Source organism: Arthrobacter antibioticus (assembly GCF_030063205.1).
Lineage (GTDB): Bacteria > Actinomycetota > Actinomycetes > Actinomycetales > Micrococcaceae > Specibacter.
This window is the reverse complement of record NZ_JASISQ010000002.1, coordinates 421,151-443,483: the sequence shown is the minus strand read 5'-3', so window position 1 is coordinate 443,483 and position 22,333 is coordinate 421,151. Positions and strand designations below refer to the sequence as shown.

General features: G+C 58.2%; 21 protein-coding genes, 1 tRNA gene and 1 pseudogene. 8 read left to right on the top strand and 15 right to left on the bottom strand.

Translation table 11 applies throughout. From position 1 onward, the window contains the following. Positions 1–200: 200 nt before the first annotated feature. From QMG40_RS07185 to QMG40_RS07170, 4 genes and pseudogenes are all read right to left on the bottom strand, one after another. Positions 201–878, bottom strand: a complete 678-nt coding sequence (locus QMG40_RS07185; RefSeq protein WP_283529920.1) for a LysM peptidoglycan-binding domain-containing protein — start codon at positions 876–878, stop codon at positions 201–203. A gap of 410 nt (positions 879–1,288) precedes the next feature. Then, a complete protein-coding gene (locus QMG40_RS07180; protein ID WP_283529918.1) occupies positions 1,289–2,470 on the bottom strand; it encodes a cystathionine gamma-synthase in 1,182 nt (393 codons plus the stop codon). Positions 2,471–2,501: 31 nt separating this feature from the next. After that, positions 2,502–3,887: pseudogene (locus QMG40_RS07175) on the bottom strand (cystathionine beta-synthase). A gap of 140 nt (positions 3,888–4,027) precedes the next feature. Further along, the gene (locus QMG40_RS07170) at positions 4,028–7,486 is read right to left on the bottom strand and encodes a bifunctional proline dehydrogenase/L-glutamate gamma-semialdehyde dehydrogenase (RefSeq protein WP_283529916.1); all 3,459 of its coding nucleotides are present in this window, start codon (positions 7,484–7,486) and stop codon (positions 4,028–4,030) included. 178 nt (positions 7,487–7,664) lie between these two features. Here QMG40_RS07170 and QMG40_RS07165 point away from each other — a divergent pair, with 178 nt between their 5' ends. The 3 genes from QMG40_RS07165 (at position 7,665) to QMG40_RS07155 (ending at position 10,153) form a co-directional block, all read left to right on the top strand. Next, on the top strand, positions 7,665–8,657 hold the full coding sequence (locus QMG40_RS07165) for a LysR family transcriptional regulator (RefSeq protein ID WP_283530136.1): 993 nt from the start codon (positions 7,665–7,667) through the stop codon (positions 8,655–8,657). 213 nt (positions 8,658–8,870) lie between these two features. After that, positions 8,871–9,824: a DNA-3-methyladenine glycosylase family protein gene (locus QMG40_RS07160; RefSeq protein WP_283529914.1), complete on the top strand. Its 954-nt coding sequence runs from the start codon at positions 8,871–8,873 to the stop codon at positions 9,822–9,824. Positions 9,825–9,871: 47 nt separating this feature from the next. Next, a complete protein-coding gene (locus QMG40_RS07155; RefSeq protein ID WP_283529912.1) occupies positions 9,872–10,153 on the top strand; it encodes a putative quinol monooxygenase in 282 nt (93 codons plus the stop codon). Between the two features lie 116 nt (positions 10,154–10,269). On the opposite strand, the gene QMG40_RS07150 is transcribed toward QMG40_RS07155, so the two are convergent. Beyond that, positions 10,270–10,653, bottom strand: a complete 384-nt coding sequence (locus QMG40_RS07150) for a thioredoxin family protein (protein ID WP_283529909.1) — start codon at positions 10,651–10,653, stop codon at positions 10,270–10,272. A gap of 216 nt (positions 10,654–10,869) precedes the next feature. Between QMG40_RS07150 and QMG40_RS07145 the strand changes: the two genes are divergently transcribed. After that, positions 10,870–11,112, top strand: coding sequence for a hypothetical protein (locus QMG40_RS07145; RefSeq protein ID WP_283529907.1), 243 nt, complete (start codon positions 10,870–10,872; stop codon positions 11,110–11,112). A 71-nt stretch (positions 11,113–11,183) separates the two neighbouring features. Here the strand turns inward: QMG40_RS07145 and QMG40_RS07140 are convergent, their stop codons facing one another. The 4 genes from QMG40_RS07140 to QMG40_RS07125 all read right to left on the bottom strand — a co-directional run bounded on the left by QMG40_RS07140 (position 11,184) and on the right by QMG40_RS07125 (position 13,453). Further along, a complete protein-coding gene (locus QMG40_RS07140) occupies positions 11,184–11,825 on the bottom strand; it encodes a sunset domain-containing protein (RefSeq protein WP_283529905.1) in 642 nt (213 codons plus the stop codon). Positions 11,826–11,939: 114 nt separating this feature from the next. Continuing rightward, positions 11,940–12,698 (bottom strand): hypothetical protein, encoded by a 759-nt coding sequence (locus QMG40_RS07135; RefSeq protein WP_283529902.1) that lies wholly within the window; start codon positions 12,696–12,698, stop codon positions 11,940–11,942. 140 nt (positions 12,699–12,838) lie between these two features. Further along, a tRNA-Tyr gene (locus QMG40_RS07130) sits at positions 12,839–12,923 on the bottom strand. A gap of 206 nt (positions 12,924–13,129) precedes the next feature. Next, entirely contained in the window at positions 13,130–13,453 is a 324-nt protein-coding gene (locus QMG40_RS07125; RefSeq protein ID WP_283529900.1) for a hypothetical protein, read from the bottom strand. Between the two features lie 251 nt (positions 13,454–13,704). Here QMG40_RS07125 and QMG40_RS07120 point away from each other — a divergent pair, with 251 nt between their 5' ends. After that, complete coding sequence (locus QMG40_RS07120; protein WP_283529898.1) at positions 13,705–14,193, top strand: YajQ family cyclic di-GMP-binding protein; 489 nt, start codon at positions 13,705–13,707, stop codon at positions 14,191–14,193. Between the two features lie 154 nt (positions 14,194–14,347). Here QMG40_RS07120 and QMG40_RS07115 read toward each other — a convergent pair whose 3' ends face one another. From QMG40_RS07115 to htpX, 4 genes are all read right to left on the bottom strand, one after another. Next, entirely contained in the window at positions 14,348–15,022 is a 675-nt protein-coding gene (locus tag QMG40_RS07115) for a response regulator (protein ID WP_283529896.1), read from the bottom strand. Beyond that, complete coding sequence (locus tag QMG40_RS07110) at positions 15,019–16,389, bottom strand: sensor histidine kinase (RefSeq protein WP_283529894.1); 1,371 nt, start codon at positions 16,387–16,389, stop codon at positions 15,019–15,021. The genes QMG40_RS07115 and QMG40_RS07110 overlap by 4 nt, the downstream gene beginning before the upstream one ends. Further along, a complete protein-coding gene (locus QMG40_RS07105; RefSeq protein ID WP_283529892.1) occupies positions 16,370–17,086 on the bottom strand; it encodes a histidine phosphatase family protein in 717 nt (238 codons plus the stop codon). Before QMG40_RS07105 ends, QMG40_RS07110 begins: the two co-directional genes overlap by 20 nt. Before the next feature lie 115 nt (positions 17,087–17,201). Beyond that, entirely contained in the window at positions 17,202–18,068 is an 867-nt protein-coding gene (htpX, locus tag QMG40_RS07100) for a zinc metalloprotease HtpX (protein ID WP_283529890.1), read from the bottom strand. A 116-nt stretch (positions 18,069–18,184) separates the two neighbouring features. Here htpX and QMG40_RS07095 point away from each other — a divergent pair, with 116 nt between their 5' ends. Both QMG40_RS07095 and QMG40_RS07090 read left to right on the top strand, forming a co-directional pair. Next, a complete protein-coding gene (locus QMG40_RS07095) occupies positions 18,185–19,081 on the top strand; it encodes a hypothetical protein (RefSeq protein WP_283529888.1) in 897 nt (298 codons plus the stop codon). Next, a complete protein-coding gene (locus QMG40_RS07090) occupies positions 19,078–19,464 on the top strand; it encodes an ankyrin repeat domain-containing protein (RefSeq protein WP_283529886.1) in 387 nt (128 codons plus the stop codon). Before QMG40_RS07095 ends, QMG40_RS07090 begins: the two co-directional genes overlap by 4 nt. 91 nt (positions 19,465–19,555) lie before the next feature. Here the strand turns inward: QMG40_RS07090 and QMG40_RS07085 are convergent, their stop codons facing one another. Further along, a complete protein-coding gene (locus QMG40_RS07085) occupies positions 19,556–21,055 on the bottom strand; it encodes a catalase (RefSeq protein WP_283529883.1) in 1,500 nt (499 codons plus the stop codon). A gap of 5 nt (positions 21,056–21,060) precedes the next feature. Beyond that, positions 21,061–21,525 carry a Fur family transcriptional regulator gene (locus QMG40_RS07080; RefSeq protein WP_283529881.1) on the bottom strand — a complete coding sequence of 155 codons (465 nt, stop codon included), beginning with the start codon at positions 21,523–21,525 and terminating at the stop codon, positions 21,061–21,063. A 151-nt stretch (positions 21,526–21,676) separates the two neighbouring features. Here QMG40_RS07080 and QMG40_RS07075 point away from each other — a divergent pair, with 151 nt between their 5' ends. Continuing rightward, positions 21,677–22,312, top strand: coding sequence for a DUF2461 domain-containing protein (locus tag QMG40_RS07075; protein ID WP_283529879.1), 636 nt, complete (start codon positions 21,677–21,679; stop codon positions 22,310–22,312). Positions 22,313–22,333 lie beyond the last annotated feature (21 nt).

The window sequence follows — 22,333 nt, the reverse complement described above, 5'->3', positions numbered from 1 at the left end:
GCCTGCCAGCCCTAACCACAGAACCGGCCCGTGGCCAAGGCCCTATGCCCCGCATTGTAGCGGCGGATAGGGGTTCTTGGTCACGGGCCGGTGTTGTTTAACCTGTTGTTTGCGGGCTGGGCCCACACTCCTGGAACTTCACGTAGCTCTTTTGATTTACGCAGGCTATTTAATGCGCAAAAGCTCAGCGATTACTAGGGTTATGCCGGAAGCTGCAGAACCGCTCCGGTGAAGATGAGGTCAGGGTGGATAACGGTGCCTGCGTTGGCTTGGAAGAGCGTCTCCCAGCCACCGTCGATGCCCAGCTTGTCTGCGATGCTCGCCAAGGTGTCACCGGATTCGATGGTGTAGCTCTCCCCGCTCAGGGCAATCTGGACCGGGGCAGGTGCCTGAGCAACTGGAGCCTGAGCAACAGGGGCCTGCTGGACGTACGTCTCAACGGGAACCTGCTGCTGGGGTACGATCTCCCCGGACTGCGCGGCTACGGGTGCTGGTGCTGCGGGCACTGCGGCAGGCGAATATGCGGCTCCGCCCCCGCCGCTAAGTCCCAACTGTGCGGCGCAAGAGGGCCATGCGCCCCAACCCTGACCGGCTTGAACGTTCTCAGCAACAGCGATCTGCTGCGCCCGTGTGGCATTTTCCGGAGCGCCAGCTCCACCAAAGGCGGCCCAGGTGCTGGGCGTGAACTGCAGTCCACCGGAGAATCCGTTGCCGGTGTTGGTGGCCCAGTTTCCGCCACTTTCACACTGTGCCAGTGCGTCCCAAGTACCGCCGTCTGCGGCGTTAGCTCCGGTTCCAGCTACTGCCATGCCGCCACCCACGAGGGCACCTACTGCTAGTACGCGGCCAAAATTTCGTGCCAATTTAATATTCTTCATCGATGCGCTCTCCCAAAGGCCACCGCGCGCTCCATCCGTCCCCGGACATCTGTGCACCACCGTCCAACCTGTAAATATGGAGGTTGTTTCCGTGACCTGCCGCATGACGGTGTTCGGTGTGGGCAGGTCCGGGCAATCGTGGCCACCAAAGAACGCGGCCTGTCCAAAAGGACATGTCTAACAGTAAGTCGAAACCAAATCGATATGCAAATCAGGTAACTGTTACCTTTTTGTCACATCTTTTAACAGGTTCATGGTGTATGCGTACTTTTATTGTCGATATCAGGTTGGGGTGCAGCGTGGACCCATTATGAGCGCCAAAACCCTGTTGAGGTTGGAGATGATGACACCCCATCGTTCCTCCTGGGTGTCATCATCTCCAACCTCAACAGGGCGGGGCTGTCAGGGGCTTAGTTCAGGGTGTTCAGCGCCTGATCCAAGTCCGCTATCAAGTCTGCAATGTCCTCGATGCCAACAGAGAGACGAATCAAATTCTCCGGCACGGCCAGCTCGGTGCCTTTCACCGATGCATGGGTCATCTCCGAGGGGTAGTTCATCAGCGATTCAATCCCACCCAATGACTCAGCCAAGGTAAATACGTGGGTGGATTCCGCCACTTGGCGTGCCGCCTTTTCACCACCCTTGAACTGAACAGAGATCATGCCACCAAAGCCGCGCATTTGACGGGCCGCCAACTCGTGTCCGGGGTGACCGGGCAGTCCGGGATACAGCACGCGCTCCACTTCAGGACGCGTGCTCAGCCACTCCGCTACGGCCTGCGCGTTGGAGCAATGCCTGTCCATCCGCACGCCAAGAGTCTTCAACCCCCGAGTTGTCAGCCAGGCTTCCATTGGCGCGGACACAGCACCTACGGCAAACTGCACAAACCCGATCTTCTCTGCAGCTTCCGCGTCAGAGAGAATAACGGCGCCACCGCAGGCATCCGAGTGCCCACCGATGTATTTAGTTGTCGAGTGCACCACAATGTCCGCTCCCAGCGAGAGCGGATTCTGCAGATAAGGAGAAGCGAACGTGTTATCCACCACCAGCAGCGCGCCAACACCGTGAGCCGCCTCGGCAAGTGCGGAAATATCGGTGATCTTCATCATCGGGTTCGAGGGTGTTTCCACCCAAATCATCTTTGTTGCACCCTCTGGCCCGCCAGCACCAACGGCGGCAGCCAACGCGGCGCCGTCGTTCATATCCACAACAGAATTACTGATTCCCCAGACAGAAAGGACCCTGCTGATGAGCCGGTACGTTCCCCCGTAAACGTCATTGCCCATGACAATATGATCGCCGGGGAGCAACAGCGCACGGATCAGCGCATCCTCCGCGGCGAGGCCGGATGCAAAGCTGAACGCGAACTCGCCACCCTCCAGTGCCGCGAGCTGTGCCTGCAGGGCATCCCGGGTGGGATTGGTACCACGGCCGTATTCGTAACCATTGCGCAGCTTGCCGATCCCATCCTGGGCAAAGGTAGTGGTTTGGTACAGCGGCGGAATAACAGCTCCGGTGGTGGGATCCGGGGTCTGCCCCGCATGCACCGCGCGGGTGTTAAATCCAGTGGAGTCCGAGTGTGGATTGGACATTAAATGCTCCTTAAAGCCAGTCGTTGAGTTATCAATCGTTGAGGTAATTGAGCAGGTCATGGCGGGTCAGCACACCCACGGGGGCGCCCACAAATGTGACCATCAGCGCATCCACAACCTCTAATTTGGTGCGTGCGGCGGAGATCGGCTCCAGCGAACCGATGATGGGCAGGCGGGCCTACATGTGTTCGGTTATTTTGTCAGTCATTTTGGCTTCGTGCCGGAATAACTTGCCAGTCAGCGTGCGCTCATCAACGGAACCAATAACTTCACCCATGACAACAGGGGGCTCGGCGGAAAGCACGGGGATCTGCGAGACACCATATTCGGCCATGAGATTAATGACATCACGCACTGTTTCATTGGGATGGATATGTACTAATTCGGGCAATCCGCCGGTCTTGGTTTGCAGGATATCTCCGATGGCGGGTTCATCCGAGACCTTCAAGAAACCGTAGGATTGCATCCATTTATCGTCAAAGATCTTAGCCAGATACCCGCGCCCGCTGTCAGGTAGAAGGACAACAATAACGGCCTCCGGCCCCAGCTCCTTGGCAACGGCCAGAGCCGCAACCACCGCCATGCCGGACGAGCCGCCCACGAGCAGGCCCTCCTCGCGAGCCAGGCGCCGGGTCATGGCGAAGCTGTCATTGTCAGTCACGGCGATGATCTTGTGCGGTACCAAGGGATCATAGGAGGCCGGCCAGATGTCCTCCCCCACACCTTCCACAAGATATGGCCGCCCGGTGCCGCCTGAGTACACAGAGCCCTCGGGGTCCGCGCCTATGATCTGAACTTCACCGCCGTGGGCCTCGGGGCGATCCTTGGAAGCTTCGCGCAGGAAACGTCCTGTTCCAGAGATGGTGCCCCCTGTTCCCACTCCGGCCACGAAGTGCGTGAGCTTTCCTTCGGTGTCGCGCCAGATTTCGGGCCCGGTTGTCTCGTAGTGGCTAAGGGGCCCGTTGAGGTTTGAGAATTGATCTGGCTTGTAAGCGCCCGGAATTTCCCTTACTAGCCGGTCAGAAACCCCGTAGTAGGACTGCGGGCTGTTGGCAGCGACCGCCGACGGGGTAACGATCACCTGTGCACCGTAGGCCCGCAAAACGGCACGTTTGTCCTCGCCCACCTTGTCCGGAACCACAAACGTGCAGTTGTAGCCCCGAGCTTGGGCAACCATCGCCATAGCAACGCCGGTGTTCCCGCTCGTAGGCTCAACCACTGTGCCACCTGGACCAATTTTGCCGTCTTTCGCGGCCTCGTCAAGCATTTTGACGGCGATCCTGTCCTTGGCCGAGCCACCAGGATTCATGTATTCAAGCTTCACCAGAATGGTTGCTTGAATACCGTCGGTGACCTTGTTCAGCTTGACCAGCGGTGTATTGCCAATAAGGTCCAAGACGGAATTCGCATACTTCATATATCCAAACGTAGCCCCCTGCCAGATCTGGGCCAAGAAGCATTACCCTTTGGGACTGTACCCACTGCCGCCTCTGGCCCCGCTTGAACAGGCGTTCGAACGGGGCCAGAGGCAGCAGTGGGTACATAAACAGGATCTGGCTAGATCAACTCGTCCGAGAGGTGATCCGCAGTGCCGAAGCGGTGGGCGGTGATGGCGATGGCCTGCTCGCGCAGGAACGGCAGCATCTCGAGGCGACCGGCCTCGGTCACTTCTCCGTGATAGATCGCCAGGTCCGGACGGCCGTCAGTTCCCTGGTATACAGCCGTGGCATCGCCATCAATGAGACGGATCCGGCCAGCTCCGAACCGGCGGGCAGTAGTTAACCACTGTGCATCGCTCTCCACTTTCACGCTGATACGCAGGCTCAACAGCAGTGCATTAATGGCGCTGGGAAGTTCGGCTCCGGAGGAAACTTCCGGAACAGAGCCGGCCAGGATCCCTGCCGAAAGCACACGTAGCAGCTTCGCTATGGAGCCGCCCTCGGCAAGACGAACCAGCGGATTCAATGGCCGGTAGCGGAACACGTTGCGCTCCGCGGACAGCGCTGAGACGTCCTTGGCGACTCCAAATTCAGCAGCCCAGGCAGCGGCGTCACTGGTCAGGGCCCGGCGCAGGAAGGCCTGCTCATCTTCTGTGAGACTTGACGCGGCGGTAATCATTTTCCGTGCCGTATCCCCCAACGGTTCGGTGGCGGTGGATTGCGCCGGAGTCCAGCTGCCCAACCCCATCAGGTAATTGGGTCCACCAGCCTTGGTGCCGGCACCAACAGCCGATTTCTTCCAGCCGCCAAACGGTTGACGCTGCACGATTGCCCCGGTAATACCACGGTTCACATACAGGTTCCCGGCTTCAATGGTGTCCATCCAGATACCGATCTCGGTTGAATCCAGCGAGTGCAAACCACTTGTCAGACCGTAATCGATGGTGTTGACCATTGAGATGGCTTCTTCGAGGGTGTCAGCGCGCATGATCCCCAAAACGGGGCCAAAGAACTCTGTGAGGTGGAAGTAGGAGCCGGCAACCACCCCGGTGCGTACCCCTGGTGACCAGAGCCGTCCTGTGTTATCCAATTGACGCGGCTCAATGGCCCACCTTTCCCCCTCATCCAACGTTGTCAACGCCGTGTGGAGCTTGCCTGCCGCGGGCTCAATGATGGGCCCCATCTGGCTGGTGGCTACTTCCGGGTAACCAACAACGAGGCTGGAAGCTGCATCTAGGAGTTGATTCCGGAATCGGTTCGACTGCGCCACGGAGCCAACCATAATGACCAGCGAAGCGGCTGAACACTTTTGTCCGGCATGCCCAAACGCTGACTGGACCACGTCTCTTGCCGCGAGGTCAAAGTCCGCGCTGGGGGTGACGATCACGGCGTTCTTACCGGAAGTTTCAGCTAATAGGGGCAGGTCAATGCGGAAACTACGGAACAGTTCCGCCGTTTCGTAGCCACCGGTGAGGAGAAGACGATCCACTAAGGGGTGCCCTACCAGTGCCTGACCCAGCTCTCTTTCACCAAGTTGGACCAACGCCAGAACTTCGCGCGGAACACCTGCATCCCATAGCGCCTGGACCATGACGGAGCCACAGCGCTGTGCTTGACGCGCAGGTTTAATGACGACGGCGGAGCCCGCGGCAAGTGCCGAAAGCGTGGACCCTGCCGGAATTGCCACGGGGAAGTTCCACGGCGGGGTCACAACTGTGAGTTTGGCTGGGACAAAGGTTGCGCCGTCGAGCGTTTCAAGGTCTTTGGCCCGCTCAGCATAGAAGTGTGCAAAGTCAATGGCCTCACTGACCTCGGGATCTCCCTGGTCCAGAGTCTTCCCGGTTTCGGATGCCATAACTTCCAGCAATTCTGCCCGGCGTGATGCCAACACGTCCCCTGCGCGGTGCAAGATGACAGCACGCTCGGCACCACTCATGGCGCTCCAGGCCGTGCTGGCAGCAACAGCGGTGTCAACAATCTGGTTTAGCTGCTCCAGCTCGGTGACGGAGGTTGCTGCAACCAGATCATTGCCCAGCGTGGAGGAGGGCACACGTGCCAGGATCTCCCGGCCCCAATCCCGGTTCTGCGCCAACGCAGGATCCGTGTCGGGAGTGTTTGCGAAGCCCTCAGTGTTGTGGCCGCGTGACTGTGCGGGCTTGTTGCGGTCCTGCACACGGTTCGAGGCGGGCACCTCGCTATCCAGCGCGGTCAGAGAGTCCAGGAAGCGGTTCTTCTCGCGTTCAAAGAGTGCTTCATTATCGGAGAGCTCAAAGACAGCTGACATGAAGTTGTCCTGGCTGGCGCCCTCTTCCAACCGGCGGATCAGGTACGCAATGGCGACATCGAACTCACCCGGATGCACTACGGGCGTGTAAAGCAGTAGTGAGCCAACGTCACGCCGAACTGCCTGCGCCTGCCCAGTTGCCATGCCCAGCAACATTTCAAACTCCAGCTGCCCCGAATCAGGGCTAATCCCGCGCTGCTTGGCAAGTAGCCAAGCGTGGGCCACGTCAAAGAGATTGTGGCCGGCCACACCGATATGTACGTTTTTGATGTGTTCCGGAGTCAGCGAATAGTTCACAATTCGCTTGTAGTTAGTGTCGGAGTCCATTTTGGAGCCCCAGGTAGCCAATGGCCAGCCGTTAACGGAGGCCTGCACCTGTTCCATGGGCAGGTTGGCACCCTTGACAATACGCACTTTGACAGGCGCACCTCCAGCGGCTGTACGCGCAGCCGCCCACTCCTGGAGGTCGATCATGGCGGCCAGGGTGTCAGGCAAATAGGCCTGCAGAACAATCCCGGCTTCAAGGTTGTTGAACTCCGGCTTGTCCAACATCCGTTTAAATACGGCGATGGTCATGCCCAAGTCTTTGTACTCTTCCATATCCAGGTTAATGAACTTGGGGGACGGGAAAGAATTGGCCAGGGTGTACAGCGGCGTCAGTTTTTGCACTACATGCTCCACGGCCTCATCAAAAGCCCATGGGGAGTGCGGCGCCACGGTGGAGGACTCCTTGATGGAGACGTAATCAACGTCGTCTCTTGCCAGCAGCTTCAAGGTCCCTTTAAGGCGACGATCGGCTTCCTTTTCACCGAGAACGGCCTCGCCAAGTAAGTTAATGTTCAGCTCTGTGCCATCCGCGCGGATCTTGGCGATGGACCGGCCCAGTTTGGCGTCGGTGGCATCGACAATGAGGTGTCCCACCATCTCGCGCAAAACCCTGCGGGCAATCGGAATGACCAGATGGGGCATGATCGGGGCCATAACCCCGCCCAAACGAACGGCGCTGCGCATGTACCACGGCAAAAACGCCGGTACTTTCGGAGCCAGTGCCGCCAGGTTACGGCCAGCCACAACCACGTCTTCAGGGCGGATGACACCATCCACGAAGCCGACCGTGAAGTCCAGTCCCGCCGGATCCTTCAGGACCCCGGCCAGCCTCTGGGCGGAGACGTCAGCTGGGAACGTAGCGGCTTCAGCCAACCACCGCCGAACCAAGGCGATGCTCTCCTCGGCAAGTTCGTCGCCTGGGACCGGGATGTTCGCGGCAGTAGCCGCAGGAGCTGTGCTGTTCATGGCGTTTCATTGCTCATTTCTACTGGTGCCTTCATACGTGCAACCGCGCACCAAGCGTCGCCTGTGACGCCTTTCGCGGGGTTCCTATTAGCTCCAGTATGGGACTAATATTCATTAAGGAAAAGTGGTGTTATTTGATGAATATTGGACAGTTCTTCTTATTGATCTGGGGTACACCTTGCTGAACGTGCGACGGCTGCGTTTACTGCGTGAACTACACATCCGCGGAACCCTCGCCGACGTGGCTATAGCCCTGCAATACAGCCCCTCTGCCGTGTCCCAGCAGCTGGCCTTATTGGAGAAGGAAACCGGGGTGAAATTGCTCCGAAAAGTTGGTCGGCGAGTGCAGTTGACGGCGCAGGCGGAAATTCTCGTGGCCCATACTGCAGACATCGTGGAGTCGCTGGAGCGCGCCGAAGCAGAGATCGCCGCTTCGCTGACAACAGTGGCTGGAACGGTGAAACTGGCCGTGTTTCAATCCGCGGCGTTGGCGCTGTTGCCGGAACTGCTCACGGCCATGTCGCAGCGCTACCCCGAAGTGCGCATTGAGATGACTCAGCGCGAGCCTGAAACCGCACTCTATGAAACGTGGGCCCGCGATTTCGACATGGTGGTGGCAGAGCAGTATCCGGGCCATGCAGCGCCCCGACATCCCGAGCTGGACAGGGTCCTGCTAACAACCGACACCATCCGTTTGGCAGTGCCCTCTCCCACAGTTGAAGGAACAGTCTCACGGTTGCGCAGCGAACCCATCACGGGCATCGAGGACACCCGCGATTTACCGTGGGTGATGGAGCCGCGCGGAGCCGCCTCTCGCCATTGGGCTGAACAGGCATGCAGGCAGGCCGGATTCGAACCCGATGTGCGTTTTGAAACAGCCGATCTTCAGGCTCAGGTACGCCTTATTGAATCCGGCAACGCTGTGGGGCTGATGCCCGATCTGATGTGGACGGGACGGAAACCGGCGCTGATGTTGTTGGAACTGCCGGGGATCCCTCGGCGCACGGTGTTCACGGCCGCTCGGCGCGCCAGTCGGAGCCGGCCGGCAATTCTGGCCTGCCGGGAAATCCTGGCCCAGACAGCGCTGAGTATCTCTGCTGAACCGAACAAAAGCCTCGAGAGCTCGGAGCCTGCCCCGGAGTGCGGCCAAGAAGTCATACCTACTCTGTGAACCCGGGACCATTTTCAGGTTCCACCTGAACTGGATACCCCTTAGCAACAGGCCCGGCGAAGGGACTGAAGCGGCTGCCTTGGGAATCTCCGGCCTACGCATTGCGCCGTCACACTTCCATAAGGAGAAGTGCCCACGCTCACGATGTTCTTCGCTCAACTCTCGCCACAGGCGACCGTGCACATGCGACCATGCACATGCGACCATGGAAGCATGACCGAATTAGCCACCCCGGGACCCACCATGGACTGGGATGCCGGCGGTCCATACAAACTGCACCAAACTCTGGGCATCCTTGGCCGCGGCCCCGGTGACGCCACCATCCGGCTCACGGACAGCACAGCCTGGCTGGCTTCCAACACTCCGGCGGGCCCGGCAACTCTCGGGATTAGTCAGCACAACAACACGCTCACCATCCGCTCGTGGGGACCCGGCGCCGAGCATGCCTTGGTTGGTGTGCCAGGGCTGCTGGGGGCACACGATGACTGGTCTCACTTCGACTCCCACGCGTTTGCAAGCACCCTTCCGCACAAAATTAGGGAAGCACGACGGCGTCATGCGGCAGTGCGTCTGCCCTCCACAGGGCGCATGGTTGACGCCCTGATCCCGGCCATACTGGAGCAAAAGGTGACAGCACGAGAGGCTCGCCGGGGATATGCCGCACTGGTGCGCAAATTTGGCTCCCCAGCTCCAGGCTCGGGTATCCACCCGGACATCCCAACAGATCTGATGGTTGCTCCCACCCCGCCTCAGTGGGCAGCCATTCCGTCGTGGGAGTGGCACAAAGCTGGGGTGGGGCCGCAGCGCTCAGCAACCGTGATGCGGGTGGCGGGCTCCGCTACTGGTTTGGAAAGGCTCGCATCGTTGCCGGCCGTGGACGCTGCTGCGAAGATGCAAAGCATCCCAGGTATAGGCGTGTGGACTGCGGCGGAAGTCACCCAGCGCACTCATGGCGACGCCGATCAGGTAGCCGTCGGTGACTACCACCTGGCCGCCTATGTGGGCTGGGCCCTGGCCGGTAAAGCCGTGGATGATGCCGGCATGCTGGCTCTGCTGGAACCTTGGCGAGGACACCGACAGCGCGTGGTTCGCATGCTGCAATTGAGCGGCTTTCACAAACCGACATTTGGCCCACGGATGACAATCCAAGATCACCGCCGTCACTAACCTGCTGGGACATCAGTTCAGCCAGCGACACAGACTACGCTTGTTTCATGAGCGAAATCATCAACTTACAGGCCACCTTCATTCCCAATGAAGGCGAATTCTTCCGTGTGAAACTTGCACTTGAAATCGCCATTGAACAAGTGGTGGAAGAAGACGGCTGCATCCAATACGAAATTACCGAGGAATCGGAAGAAAAGATTGTCTTGACGGAGGTGTGGGCGTCAGAGGAAGACCTGGACAAGCACAGCAAGGGCATTGCAGTGCAGGACCTGAACGAGTCCTTGAGCGCCTTATTGGCGGAGCCAGTCAAACTGGAACGTCCCCAGTAACACCTAACAAAAACAACGACTAGGTGGGGTGTGGCGCTGTTCAGCGCCACACCCCACCTAGTCGTTGCGGAGCTAAATAATTGCAGCGTCATGCAGTTGCGCTGCCGGTGCGAACCCTATTCTTGCGCTGCGGGATTCTCGGCTTGCTTGGCAGCAACCGCGGCGTGAACTTCTGCCATGTCCAGTGTCTTGACGGCGTCGATGACGGAATCAAGTTGAGTACCGTTCAGCGCGCCCGGCTGGGCGAAAACCAGGACTTTTTCCCGGAACGCCATCAACGTCGGGATAGAGGTGATATTGGCTTCGGCCGCAAGCTGCTGCTGCGCTTCGGTGTCAACCTTACCGAAGACAATGCCATCGTGTTTCTGCGAGGCCGCTTCATAGGTGGGGGCAAATTGCAGACAGGGCTGGCACCAAGAAGCCCAAAAATCAACTATCACAATGTCATTTGATTCGATGGTGGTGCCAAAGGATTCAGTGGTTATTTCAACAGTAGCCATGCTGCAACGGTACGTGAGAGACATCAGCGATGGCCAACTATTTCGCTCTGCGCGTGAGGGCACCGGTATCTACTTTCACGCACAAATTACCTAGTTTCACGGGAAATTGGATGGATAGACACATGTAATTCACAGCGGATTCACCTTGTGCGCGCATACTGGCGGTGTTGACTACGAGAAAAGGAAGCAGCGATGACTTTCACACTAGGAGAAACCATGACACGTCCGATCCATCACCGCTCGTTCATTGACCCTGAGAATCATGATCTCTGGCCGGTTCTATCCAAAGACGAGCCCGTGGCGCTGGTCAATGGCCGTGGCTGGCGCCTGTCAGGCCGGGTGGAGACGCTCTCCCACGATCGCCAGTGCCTCTGGATCCAACTCGACTCAGGCATGGGGCGCCAGCTCATCCACCACCAGGATGGCTTTGTACTTGAAAGTGAAAAGCTGAGCCACTGATCTTAGAGCACGGTCTCAGAACGTCCGATCCAAAACTGGACCGGGCGTTCTTTTTTACAATTTTGCACTGCCTAAACTTTGGACTTTCGGTATCCAGCCTGTTTTGCGGCTGTTTCGGTACTAAAACAAATTTCCGGCGTGGTCCGCAAGTAAAACCTTTGACCTTTCAGGTGGTAGATCTTACTGGAAGCATTGCCTTTGATAGGGGCCCATGTGGGACAGTTCCACTTGCTAACTGGTTTTGTGGAGCCCGGTTTGGGTGCGGGCTTGGACGCTGAAACAACCTTGACGTGTCTTTTGCCTGAGTCGGATGCCCTGAGCGTGCCTTGCGTTGGTAAACGCAGTGTCCACGTACCTGAGACAGATGCAGGGAAGCCAACTTTGATGTAGCCAGTGGTACTGCTTTTCACGGCTTGCATGGCTTTGTTCGGAGCTGAGCCATCAGGATCAAAATAAACGGCCGCTGTGACACTGCCACTATTCACCCAAGTCTTGGCAGTGAGCTTCTGTACCTGAGCGATGAGCGTAATCGTCTTACCCTTGGCGACCGTCGCCGGACCTGCAGAGAAAGTAATGACACGCGAGGTGCTGGGCGCAGCCGCTTCAGCCCGTGTTGGAAGAGCCAGCATAGCTACCACGAGCGTAAAAGCGGTGACTACTATGAACATGGCACGGCCCACAGCTGGCAAGTTAGAAAAGGCAGAATGGCTCAAGGGCTCTCCCGAAGAGATTGCAGTCAGTTGACCGCATGCTATCAATGATGCTTCAGTCTAGCCGCTGGCATCCATCTGCTGCTTTACCCTGATTGCCCGTTTACTGATAGAGGTTTAGTCTTCGGGTCCAATCATGGCTACAAATTCTTGCGCCTCGGTCTCGCCAATGTCCGCATGGTCTCGCAAAAGGCGGGCAGCGGCGTCGTAATTACCCGACCTAGCCAGGTCGCGGATCCGCGCGAAGCTCTCCTCATTCAGGCGCGTACTGGCAACCTCCCGGACGTCCTCACCCCTGGCAACGATGGCCCGGTAGCGGTAAGCGCCGGGAACGCTTGCTGGCTTCACCCCCGCTTTGGGGTCCACTTTCCCTGCCTCGGGCGCTGCGTTGACAATGTCATCCACTGTCAGCGGTCCCTCCGGGACAACAGGCATTACGGGTTCGGGAGATGGCTGGGGAAATTGTGCCAACGCCGCGACTGCCGCGGCGGACTCACCCAAGCCTAGGCGCGTGGCTTTGCGGTAAGCCTGTACCGCGTTGAGCACCTGGTGCTGGGCAATCAGCGAGTAGACGCGCTGGTGGGCTTCAGGGCTGAGCAGTGCGCCCGCCTCTGCAGCATTTTCTCGAGTAATTTCCCGCCCAAACCGTGCACCCTTACGTCCCGGTTCCTTGGCAGCCGAGCTCCGGTCAGGGTGCTTCCGCGCCGGGGCCGGGGCACGAGCTGCCGTGCGCACCTCTTCTGGGCGCACCTCATCTGGGCGCACCTCTTCTGTAGCAGCCGGCAGGCTCCGGCTTCGTCGCCCCAACAGTCGGGATCCCACAACAACAACGAGAACTATGACAAGCAAGATGACCAGGGGCACGACGTATTCCATGCCTTAACTGTAGTTCGACTTGGCCGAATTTCCCGGCGGACAGAAAACCAGGCACCCATGGATAGCTTCGCAGGTCCTTGCGTTACACAAAAAAGTCCGGAACCCAACGATCTCTCGAAAGGTTCCGGACGTCTCATTCTTGGTGGCAGATACTGGATTCGAACCAGTGAAGGCGTTGCCAGCTGATTTACAGTCAGCCCCCTTTGGCCACTCGGGTAATCTGCCATGGCCAGCCAAACCTAAAACATCAGATTCAGCTTTCGCCCCCAACAAGTGGAAGCAGTAAAACAATACAAGGAATTTCCCCAAGAATCGAATCGAGGGCATATGAGCGTCGTGATGACCTACAAACCTACTGGAATTCGCGTGTGTGGCACTACGAAGTGGTGCTGGTCGCGAAATCAAAAACGAACCTTGGGTGCTGTCACTTTCTATGCTTGGTTTTGAATCCGCTTGACCAACTGGTTTTCCAGAAAAGACGCTTGTTCAGGGGTGACTTGTTTCAACTGCACGGCACGGGCCATGTCTTCGTGAACCCCGGCGAGCCGGGAGGACACCGAATTTGTGGGCGATCCGATGATGCTTGCCGGATCCAGGCCGGCGGCAGTTCCACCGATCAAACCCGGACCACCCAAAACAGTCGCAGCCACCAAGGTGACGGCAGCAATGGCTGTTCCCACAGTTTTTTTGCTATTCCTTGAGCGCGTGTTGGCCTCGGTGGCTGGTGTCGGCGCGGTAGGCCTAGCGGTGGTCATCGGTGCTCCTAGTGCGGGTTGTCTGAACAACAACTACTGTAACTACTGTGCCAATGGCAACTGTGAGATTGCCCCGGGATCCCTCGGAGTTAACTGTGAACGAGCCCGCCACGGACTCCCCACCTGACTTTGGCCGGCTTCCCAACCGATCCGTACCTTGCACGGTTTATGGCCTTTGCTCGCTTTGGTGCACTCGGGCGCTAAGCTTGGTGGCAAATCAACCGGTCAAATATGCAGCATATGGAGGAATCATGGCTAGTGAGTCAACGTTCGACGTCGTCAGTAAAGTGGACAAACAAGAGGTCGCCAACGCCCTGCACCAGACTCAGAAGGAAGTGGCGCAGCGCTATGACTTCAAGAACATCGGTGCAGAGATCGACTTCAGTGGTGAAAAAGTTCTCCTGAAAGCCAACTCTGAGGAGCGCGTCCTGGCTGTTATGGATGTTTTTGAATCCAAATTGATCAAGCGCGGAATCTCATTGAAGTCTCTGGAAGCGGGTGAGCCATTCGCATCGGGCAAGGAGTACCGTCTGGAGGCCGAGATCAAGGAAGGCATCGCCCAGGACGTGGCGAAGAAAATCAACAAACTGATTCGTGACGAGGGCCCCAAGGGTGTCAAGTCCACCATCCAAGGCGATGAACTGCGAGTGAGCTCCAAGAGCCGCGATGACCTTCAGGAAGTCATGTCCATGCTACGTAAGTTCGAAGATGCCGACCTACAGTTCGTCAACATGCGCTAGTCCACCAGTTTATATCGGCGGGCAATCACCGCCCACGTAAAAAAGTAGCGCTTAGCCGCTGAATTTTACCTCTTTTTTGAGAGTAACTTTCAGCGGCTAAACGTTTTTAATCGCTTGCACCCCTTGCGCGTGCCCTCGCGTGAAGTGCCATCATTTAACTGCCAGGCTCAACCAATCCCGTGTCGTAAGCCAACACCACAGCCTGAACTCTGTCGCGCAGATCCAGTTTGGCCAGGATTTTACTGACATGCGTTTTTACTGTTTGTTGTGCAATGAAAAGTTGGTCAGCTATCTCTTGGTTGGAAAATCCCCGACCAATCAATGTCATCACTTCAAGCTCACGGTCGGTAAGCCCAGCGAGCCTGTCCCGGGAAAGGACCGGCCGGGCTCTTGAAACGGCGAACTGCTCTATCAGCCGTTTCGTCACCGATGGTGCCAGAAGCGCCTCTCCGGAAGCAACAACACGCACAGCCGCCACAAGCTCACCGGCGAGCGCGTCCTTCAAGAGGAACCCGCTGGCCCCCAGGCGCAGCGCATCGTAAATGTAGTCATCCACGTCAAAGGTTGTCAGCATCAGCACATGTGTGGTGGCCTCCTGTGTGTTTATTTCACCTGCGAGGATCTGCCGAGTCGCCTCCAGACCATCCATGACAGGCATGCGCACATCCATCAACACAACATCCGGACGGTGGATGGCAGTCATTTCTACCGCAACAGCACCGTTTTCCGCCTGTCCCACCACGTCTATATCGTCTTGGGCGCCGAGCAAAGCGGCAAATCCTTCACGGACCATGGCTTGGTCGTCAACAACTAGTACTCTGATGTTCATGACCGGGCACTTCCCTTGCCGTCGGTGGTGTTCATGGGCAGAATGGCTGTGACGGCAAACCCGCCATTGGTGGTTGGCACGCAATGAACTGAGCCGCCCACAATATCGGCGCGCTCACGCATCCCAATCAAGCCCTGGCCCACATGTGCGCCTTTGTCCAGCTGCGCTATCACTGCCCCGATGTCCGAGCTTGAGTTGACCACTGAAACGGACAGGCTGCTCTCGCTCATCTTGCTTTCATTCACGGTGAAGAGCACGCGCGCAGTCGCCCCTGGTGCATGCCTAATGACATTGCTGAGTGCTTCCTGGACAATCCTGTAGGCGGTGAGCGCAATGACCTCGCCAATGTCATGGCTTTCCAGCTCTGACAGGTCTGGTTCGGGGATGTTCACACCTGCTGACCTGGCCGAGGCAAAGAGCTGGGGAAGATCGGCCAGTGTGGGCTGTGGGCCCAGTTGCCGGCCGGCTTCAGAGTTGCGAAGGGAACCAAGCATGCTGCGCATCTCAGTCATGGCCCGGCGGGAGTTGGCCGCAATGTCATCGAATTCCTGTTTCAGTTCATCGTTGAGCCCGGCGTGCCGGTAGCTGGCCGTGGTTGCTTGCACCACAACAACTGACATACCGTGCGCCACCACGTCATGAAGTTCGCGAGCAATGCGTGTGCGTTCCTCGGCCAGCCTGCGTCGTGACTGCTCCTCGGCACTGACATTTCTTTCCGCAGCGAGTTCCGCCCGTAGATGTTGCCATTGTTGGGCCACAACGGCCGCGACCATGAGCCCGCCAGAGACAGCCGCGAAAATGACCACATTGTTCTGGGCTCCATCAGACTGCACACCCGGCATCGTCAGGTAGTTTGACCCAACACCAACCACCACGCTCGCCAGCCACCCAGCGGCCGGAACCATCCAGTGTGTCCGGAGCCCGGCCACACAAATCACCAGGACTTGGGTAATCATGGCGATCACACTAAAAGGCATGGGAGCTGCCCCTACTGGATCAGAGACCAGCGGCAGGACGCTCATGGGTATCAGCGAAACAAGCACTCCGGCTACAGGACGGGCAGCTGTTAGACCCAGTGATGCTGAATGCAGGATCGACATGCCCAAGGCAAAAGGCAGGGCCATGCCGTACAGGCTCATATTCAGCGGTGCGCCAACAGCCAGGAGCGCAATACACACGGCAGCTGTGCCCAGCCACACCCAACTAATCCCTTTCAACCGCCATAAATTGACTGTGGTGAACGGTGTTGGTGTGTGGAAAGCCCCTGACGCCGCGGTACTAGTCATAGCGCCAGTCGCGGAACCCGTGCCATCTGAGGAAGCCCCTGCTCCCCCATGCTTCTTGTCCTTAATGTTCTTCAACTCCATGAGTGCTGAATCGTTTGCCTACCTCGGTGAGCGCGTCGGTAGTGAGCTCGGCCGTTGGTCCGTCAGCATCCAATCCGCTCAACCCCCCGGCCGGTGCACCTTGCCAGGACTGGATTTTCCAGCCACCCGGTGTGTTGCTACCAGTGGGCTCCCCATCGAGGGTGACAATTCCAGTGTTGGAGAGATCGTGGAATTTCTTATCAGACCAGTCGATGTTTATGCCGCGGTAACCAGCCCAAAAACGAATCATGGCCCCATGACTGACCATCGCTACGGTTTCATGGGTGGCGGCCTCCTCCACCACTGCGTCAAACCTCTCCAATACTTCAAACCCGCTGTCGGCCCCGGGCATCCGTGCTGATAAGTCGCCGCTGAGCCAGGATTTCACGGCACGCAGGTATTCCTCGATGGAGGCTATATCGCCTTTGAGTTCAAGGCTGCCAGCACTGATTTCACGCAACCCGTCCCTAACTAAAGGAGCAAGGCGACGTTCCGCGGCAAGCGGGGCTGCTGTCAGGGCTGTGCGGGTTAAATTGGATATATACAAAGCGTCAATGCTTTGATGTGCCACGGCCGCAGGGACAGCCGCTGCCTGAGCCTCACCCAAAAGCGTTAATCCGGGCCCCGGGACCGCGGTGTCTAAAAGACTACGGACGTTGTTGGGTGTTTGGCCGTGCCTAATCAAAATCAGTCGCATGCCTCTATTCTGTCCTACTGTGCTGACCTGCGTGCGAGCCCCGGCAACCAGAGGCGCCGTAGTCAATCTAAAGCAGTGGCCAAGTAGTGCGGATGCGTGAGCCGCGGAGCAGGATTTAATGCAGTTCTCGCCCGGCCATCTTCTCCAGACGCGCTATCCGTTCAGCCATGGGAGGGTGGGTGGAAAAGAGTTTCTTAGCCCCGCCATTCTTGAAAGGGTTGGCGATCATGAGGTGGCTGGTATTAACTAATTTTTGTTCTTCGGGCAGCGGTGCCCGCTGCACGCCTAGCTCCAGTTTGCGCAGGGCGGAGGCCAGCGCCAGCGGATCATCAGTCAAAGTGGCACCATCTTCATCGGCGTCGTACTCGCGGGTGCGGCTGATCGCTAGTTGAATCATGGATGCCGCCAGCGGCGCCAGTAATGCCATGGCGATCATGGCAATCGGGTTGGCATTGCGGCGATTCCCGCCAAAGAAAAGCATCATCTGGGCCACTGATGTAATTACACCAGCAACTGCCGCCGCGACTGAGGACGTCAAGATATCGCGGTTATAAACATGCGTCAATTCGTGCCCCAGCACCCCTCGCAGCTCGCGCTCGTCAAGAAGGTTGAGGATGCCTTCAGTACAACAAACTGCAGCATTTTTAGGATTTCGTCCAGTGGCAAAAGCATTGGGTGCCTGCGTTGGGGAAAGATAAATGGCCGGCATGGGCTGGTTGGCTTTAGCCGATAGTTCGCGAACTATCCGGTAGATCCCAGGAGCTTGTGCCTCATTCACTGGGTAGGCCTGCATAGAACGGATAGCGATTTTCTCACTATTCCAGTAGCCGTAGGCGGTGGTGCCAACGCCAATTAACGCAAAAATCCACAGCGGCACGGTACTGCGGGTTCCTGCAGCAATGATGGCGCCAATACCAAGCAGAACCGCCCACAGCACGCCAAAGAGAGCTGCTGTCTTCAATCCGTTGAAATGCCTGTGCACGCCCACGTCACTTTCACTAGTAGTTTCTAAACTGTACAAGCTGGCCAAGCTGGCTAACCACTTGAGTTATGCTGGCAGGGCATCGATGGTGCGCCTATCCACTGGGAGGGATTGCCTTGGCACCGATTCGCACGCACCTGCACTCCTCTACGTTCTGGAGCGCCCGACGCCCCGGTTTTCCCTTGACGCAGGGCCATTATGTGCTTCGGCTCAATGACCCTTCCATCGAGTTCGGCACGGAATCCGCAGCCGATCTCCTGCGCTGCTATGCTCATCTGCGCCGCGCCCTATGCGAGATTGCCGGCGCAACAGCCGCACAGCTCTATATTGCACTGAACTGGCAGCCCGTTGGTGACGCCGTGGGCGAACCGCTCGCCGAAACTTCCACACCAACCCTGCACCTGTTCTTCTCTCTGCCTGAAGGCACGACGGCGGCTTCCGCCCTTCGCCTGCCAGCGCACCAACGCTTGAGAGTAGGAGAAACCCGCACACTGGATGAGGCGCTGCGCAGCTGGCAAGAAGGCACTAGTTCCTCCCAAGGCCCCGGTCCTGACTCGGATAGTGCCTCAGCGCCTTCTGCCGAATCCTCGGGCCAAGAACTTCCAACGGACCTTGGACCTACAGGGGAACATGCCGGGTGGGCGGATCGTCCATTTTGTATTGAGCCGGTCCGCGCCCTCCCCGGTACACCGTTCCAGGGAGGGCATTGGACCGCGCAGCCCCGGACTGCCCTTGCCACCCTGGACCCCATGGACCCGATGGCACTGCTGGAGCTGGCAAACACACTCGAGTCCCTGGTTTCCCAAGCCCGTCCAGCATACGCAGGTGTCACCGTCTGGGTTAACGATCAGTGGAGTTCACAGGCACCTCTCACATTCCACATCTTTGGCCGTCGTCACGGTGACGGCTTAGCTCAGGTAGCCGGTTTTGTCACTGGTGGCGGGCTGGATTCACCGGTCACAGAACCCTTACAGGGGAAAACCAGGCACACTTCGCATATTGTAAAGAGATGACCAACAACCCCTCACTCAACGAAGACCAAACTGCCCGGATCATTGCCCTTGCCATGGATCTGGCCCGTGACGGAAAAACCACTGAACTGGCCGAATTTCTCGATCACGGGCTGGCGATCGACGTCCAGGATCCCGAAGGCAACACCTTGCTGATGCTGGCCGCCTACAAGGGAGCCTCGGAGACTGTAGCCGCGCTGCTCAAACGCGGCGCCAATGTGGATATCCGCAACAGCCGGGACCAGTCTCCCCTGGCAGGATCTTTGTTCAAAGGCGAGGATGCCGTGTCTGCGTTACTCGTGGCAGCAGGTGCCGACCTCGACGCCGGAACCCCCTCCGCGCGCGCCGCAGCCGCCATGTTTGGCCGCGAACACCTGCTGGGATAGTCCCTGCGGCACTGCTTAGGTAACCCTGGCGCCCACAAAAAACTGCCCGGAACCGACCACAAGGGTCTGTTCCGGGCAGTTCAGGGAATTGCTAAACGGCGTCTGAGTTTACATCCACGGCAGAGATTTTCTCTGCCTGCAGCGCTTCGATGGCCGCACGTACTCCCGCGCCGTAGGCCGGGTCTGCCTGGGTGCAGTTGTAGATGTGACGCTCAACGGTGGCCTCGGAGGCTCCGTCGATGGCGCGTGCGGTGTTCTCAAAGAGCACCTGGCGCTGGGCGTCGTCCATCTTCTCGCGGAACAGGATGCCGGGCTGCTCGAAGTAGTTGGCATCGTCTTCGCGGAAGTTGAAACGGTCGGCAACCGCGCCAATAGCCTGGGCCGGATCGGCGTACGCAGGCTGCTCGGGCCAGCGGCCGTAGGAGTTCGGCTCAATGCCGGGGGTGCGGCCCTGGTTGCCATCAACGCGGCCCTGACCGTCACGGTGGTACGTGTTGGCAGTGGGGTTCTTCGGTGCGTTCACCGGGATCTGGTGGTGGTTGACACCGAGGCGGTAGCGCTGGGCGTCACCGTAGGAGAACAGGCGGCCCTGAAGCATGCGGTCCGGCGAGAAGCTGATACCCGGAACCACGTTGGCCGGTGCGAAAGCAGCCTGCTCAACGTCTGCATGGTAGTTCTCAGCGTTGCGGTTCAGCTCCCACTCGCCAACCTCGATCAGCGGGTAGTCTTCCTTGCTCCAGACCTTGGTGAGGTCAAACGGATGGTACTTGTACGTCTCGGCGTCCGCTTCAGGCATGATCTGAACCATGAGCTTCCACTTGGGGAAGTCACCGTTCTCGATCGAGTCGAAGAGGTCGCGCTGGTGTGACTCGCGGTCCGAACCAACCAGTGCAGCCGACTCTGCGTCGGTCAGGTTCTTGATGCCCTGCTGGGTGCGGTGGTGGAACTTGACCCAGAAACGCTCGCCTTCGGCGTTGATCAGGGAGAAGGTGTGTGAGCCGAAGCCGTGCATGTGGCGGTAGCTGGCGGGGATGCCGCGCTCGGACATGACGATCGTGACCTGGTGCAGGGATTCGGGCAGGTTGGTCCAGAAGTCCCAGTTGTTCTCGGCGCTGCGCATGTTGGTGCGTGGATCGCGCTTGACGGCGCGGTTCAGGTCGGGGAACTTCAGTGGGTCGCGGAAGAAGAACACGGGGGTGTTGTTGCCCACCAGGTCCCAGTTTCCCTCATCGGTGTAGAACTTCAGCGAGAAGCCGCGGATGTCGCGCTCGGCGTCGGCTGCACCGCGCTCACCGGCAACGGTGGAGAAACGAGCAAACATTTCAGTCTGCTTGCCGACCTCGGAGAAGATGTTCGCCTTGGTGTACTTGGAGATGTCATTGGTGACCGTGAAGGTTCCGAAGGCACCTGAGCCCTTAGCGTGCATGCGACGCTCGGGGATGACCTCGCGGCTGAAGTGCGCCAGCTTTTCAAGGAACCAGACATCCTGCAACAGCAGGGGACCACGGGGTCCGGCGGTGAGGCTGTCCTGGTTGTTGGCAACTGGTGCGCCTGCGGCAGTGGTCAGCGGCGCGGTGTTTTCGATAGTCATGTTTACTATTCGCTCCTTGCGGTAGTGAGATCTTGTTCATTCAAAAGTCTTTTGCTTGCGCAGTCCGGGCAAGTGCCCCAGTAGATGACCTCGGCTTCATCAATGCTGAAACCGTGGTTGTTAGAGGCGTGCAAACAAGGTGCGTGGCCGACAGCGCAGTCGACGTCGGCAATGTCCCCACAGGTTCGGCACACGACGTGGTGGTGATTGTCCCCCACCCGCGTTTCGAATCGCGCCGGCGATCCTGCTGGTTCAATGCGGTGCACCAAGTTTGACTCGACAAGGACTGCCAAGACGTCGTAGACGGCCTGCTTGGAAACGCTGCCCAACACGCTCCTAACCTCACCAATGATGGTGTCGGCGTCGGCGTGCGGGTTGGAGCTAACAGCTTCCAAAACCGCAAGTCGGGGGCGTGTCACGCGCAGTGAAACTGCTCGCAACATCTCTTCCGACTGCGCTTTGGTGACCATGTGTCAACTATCGCCCCCTTTTTGGACTCAGTCCAGTTAGGCCGTCCTAAGGTTGCCGCGTGATTCCTCCACAGCCAATGAAATCAGGCATGTGTCCACAGAAGTTCGTAGCGCCCTAGTGACCGTTAGCCCGCCACTTTAGGCTTGATTTATGGATACTTTCACTGGCATTCCCGAGGCGGCGTTGGACTTCTATGGCGATCTTCAGCAGAATAACAACCGCCAGTGGTGGGCCAGTCATAAAGCCACTTATGACGAGGTTGTTGTGGCCCCCTTAGCAGCACTCCTCCGTGAGCTTGAGCCACGATTCGGTTCAGGAAAAATCTTCCGCCCATACAAGGACATGCGGTTTTCAGCCAACGCGGAGCCCTATAAAACAACACAGGGACTGTTCATTTCTCACTACGAAGGGGTGGGATTTTATTTGCAGCTCGGTGCTGGCGGGCTCGAGGTGGGAGGTGGTTACCACTCCTTCGCACCGGCACAGTTGTCCCGGTACCGTAGTGCCGTGGAAGCCTCGGTGAGCGGAAAGTTACTGGCGAAGCTCACTGCAGATCTCGTTGCTGCCGGCCTGCAAATCGAGGGACAAACGCTGGCGACCGTGCCGCGCGGATTCCCCAAAGATCATCCTCGACAGGAGCTACTGAAACACAAAACGCTCAGCGCTTCCGTTGCCTTGGGTACTCCGGAATGGTTAGAAAGTGTGGCGGCGAAGGAACACATAAGCGCGCTCTGGGATCAATTGCGTCCACTTATAGATTGGATCATTCGTTTCGCTGCGCCGTGACCGCTTTGCACCACGGGCCAG

Coding starts and splice junctions, on each gene's coding strand:
- QMG40_RS07185 (WP_283529920.1), bottom strand. CDS start 878: ATGAAGAATATTAAATTGGCACGAAATTTTGGCCGCGTACTAGCAGTA.
- QMG40_RS07180 (WP_283529918.1), bottom strand. CDS start 2,470: ATGTCCAATCCACACTCGGACTCCACTGGATTTAACACCCGCGCGGTG.
- QMG40_RS07170 (WP_283529916.1), bottom strand. CDS start 7,486: ATGAACAGCACAGCTCCTGCGGCTACTGCCGCGAACATCCCGGTCCCA.
- QMG40_RS07160 (WP_283529914.1), top strand. CDS start 8,871: ATGACCGAATTAGCCACCCCGGGACCCACCATGGACTGGGATGCCGGC.
- QMG40_RS07155 (WP_283529912.1), top strand. CDS start 9,872: ATGAGCGAAATCATCAACTTACAGGCCACCTTCATTCCCAATGAAGGC.
- QMG40_RS07150 (WP_283529909.1), bottom strand. CDS start 10,653: ATGGCTACTGTTGAAATAACCACTGAATCCTTTGGCACCACCATCGAA.
- QMG40_RS07145 (WP_283529907.1), top strand. CDS start 10,870: ATGACACGTCCGATCCATCACCGCTCGTTCATTGACCCTGAGAATCAT.
- QMG40_RS07135 (WP_283529902.1), bottom strand. CDS start 12,698: ATGGAATACGTCGTGCCCCTGGTCATCTTGCTTGTCATAGTTCTCGTT.
- QMG40_RS07125 (WP_283529900.1), bottom strand. CDS start 13,453: ATGACCACCGCTAGGCCTACCGCGCCGACACCAGCCACCGAGGCCAAC.
- QMG40_RS07120 (WP_283529898.1), top strand. CDS start 13,705: ATGGCTAGTGAGTCAACGTTCGACGTCGTCAGTAAAGTGGACAAACAA.
- QMG40_RS07115 (WP_283529896.1), bottom strand. CDS start 15,022: ATGAACATCAGAGTACTAGTTGTTGACGACCAAGCCATGGTCCGTGAA.
- QMG40_RS07110 (WP_283529894.1), bottom strand. CDS start 16,389: ATGGAGTTGAAGAACATTAAGGACAAGAAGCATGGGGGAGCAGGGGCT.
- QMG40_RS07105 (WP_283529892.1), bottom strand. CDS start 17,086: ATGCGACTGATTTTGATTAGGCACGGCCAAACACCCAACAACGTCCGT.
- QMG40_RS07090 (WP_283529886.1), top strand. CDS start 19,078: ATGACCAACAACCCCTCACTCAACGAAGACCAAACTGCCCGGATCATT.
- QMG40_RS07085 (WP_283529883.1), bottom strand. CDS start 21,055: ATGACTATCGAAAACACCGCGCCGCTGACCACTGCCGCAGGCGCACCA.
- QMG40_RS07080 (WP_283529881.1), bottom strand. CDS start 21,525: ATGGTCACCAAAGCGCAGTCGGAAGAGATGTTGCGAGCAGTTTCACTG.
- QMG40_RS07075 (WP_283529879.1), top strand. CDS start 21,677: ATGGATACTTTCACTGGCATTCCCGAGGCGGCGTTGGACTTCTATGGC.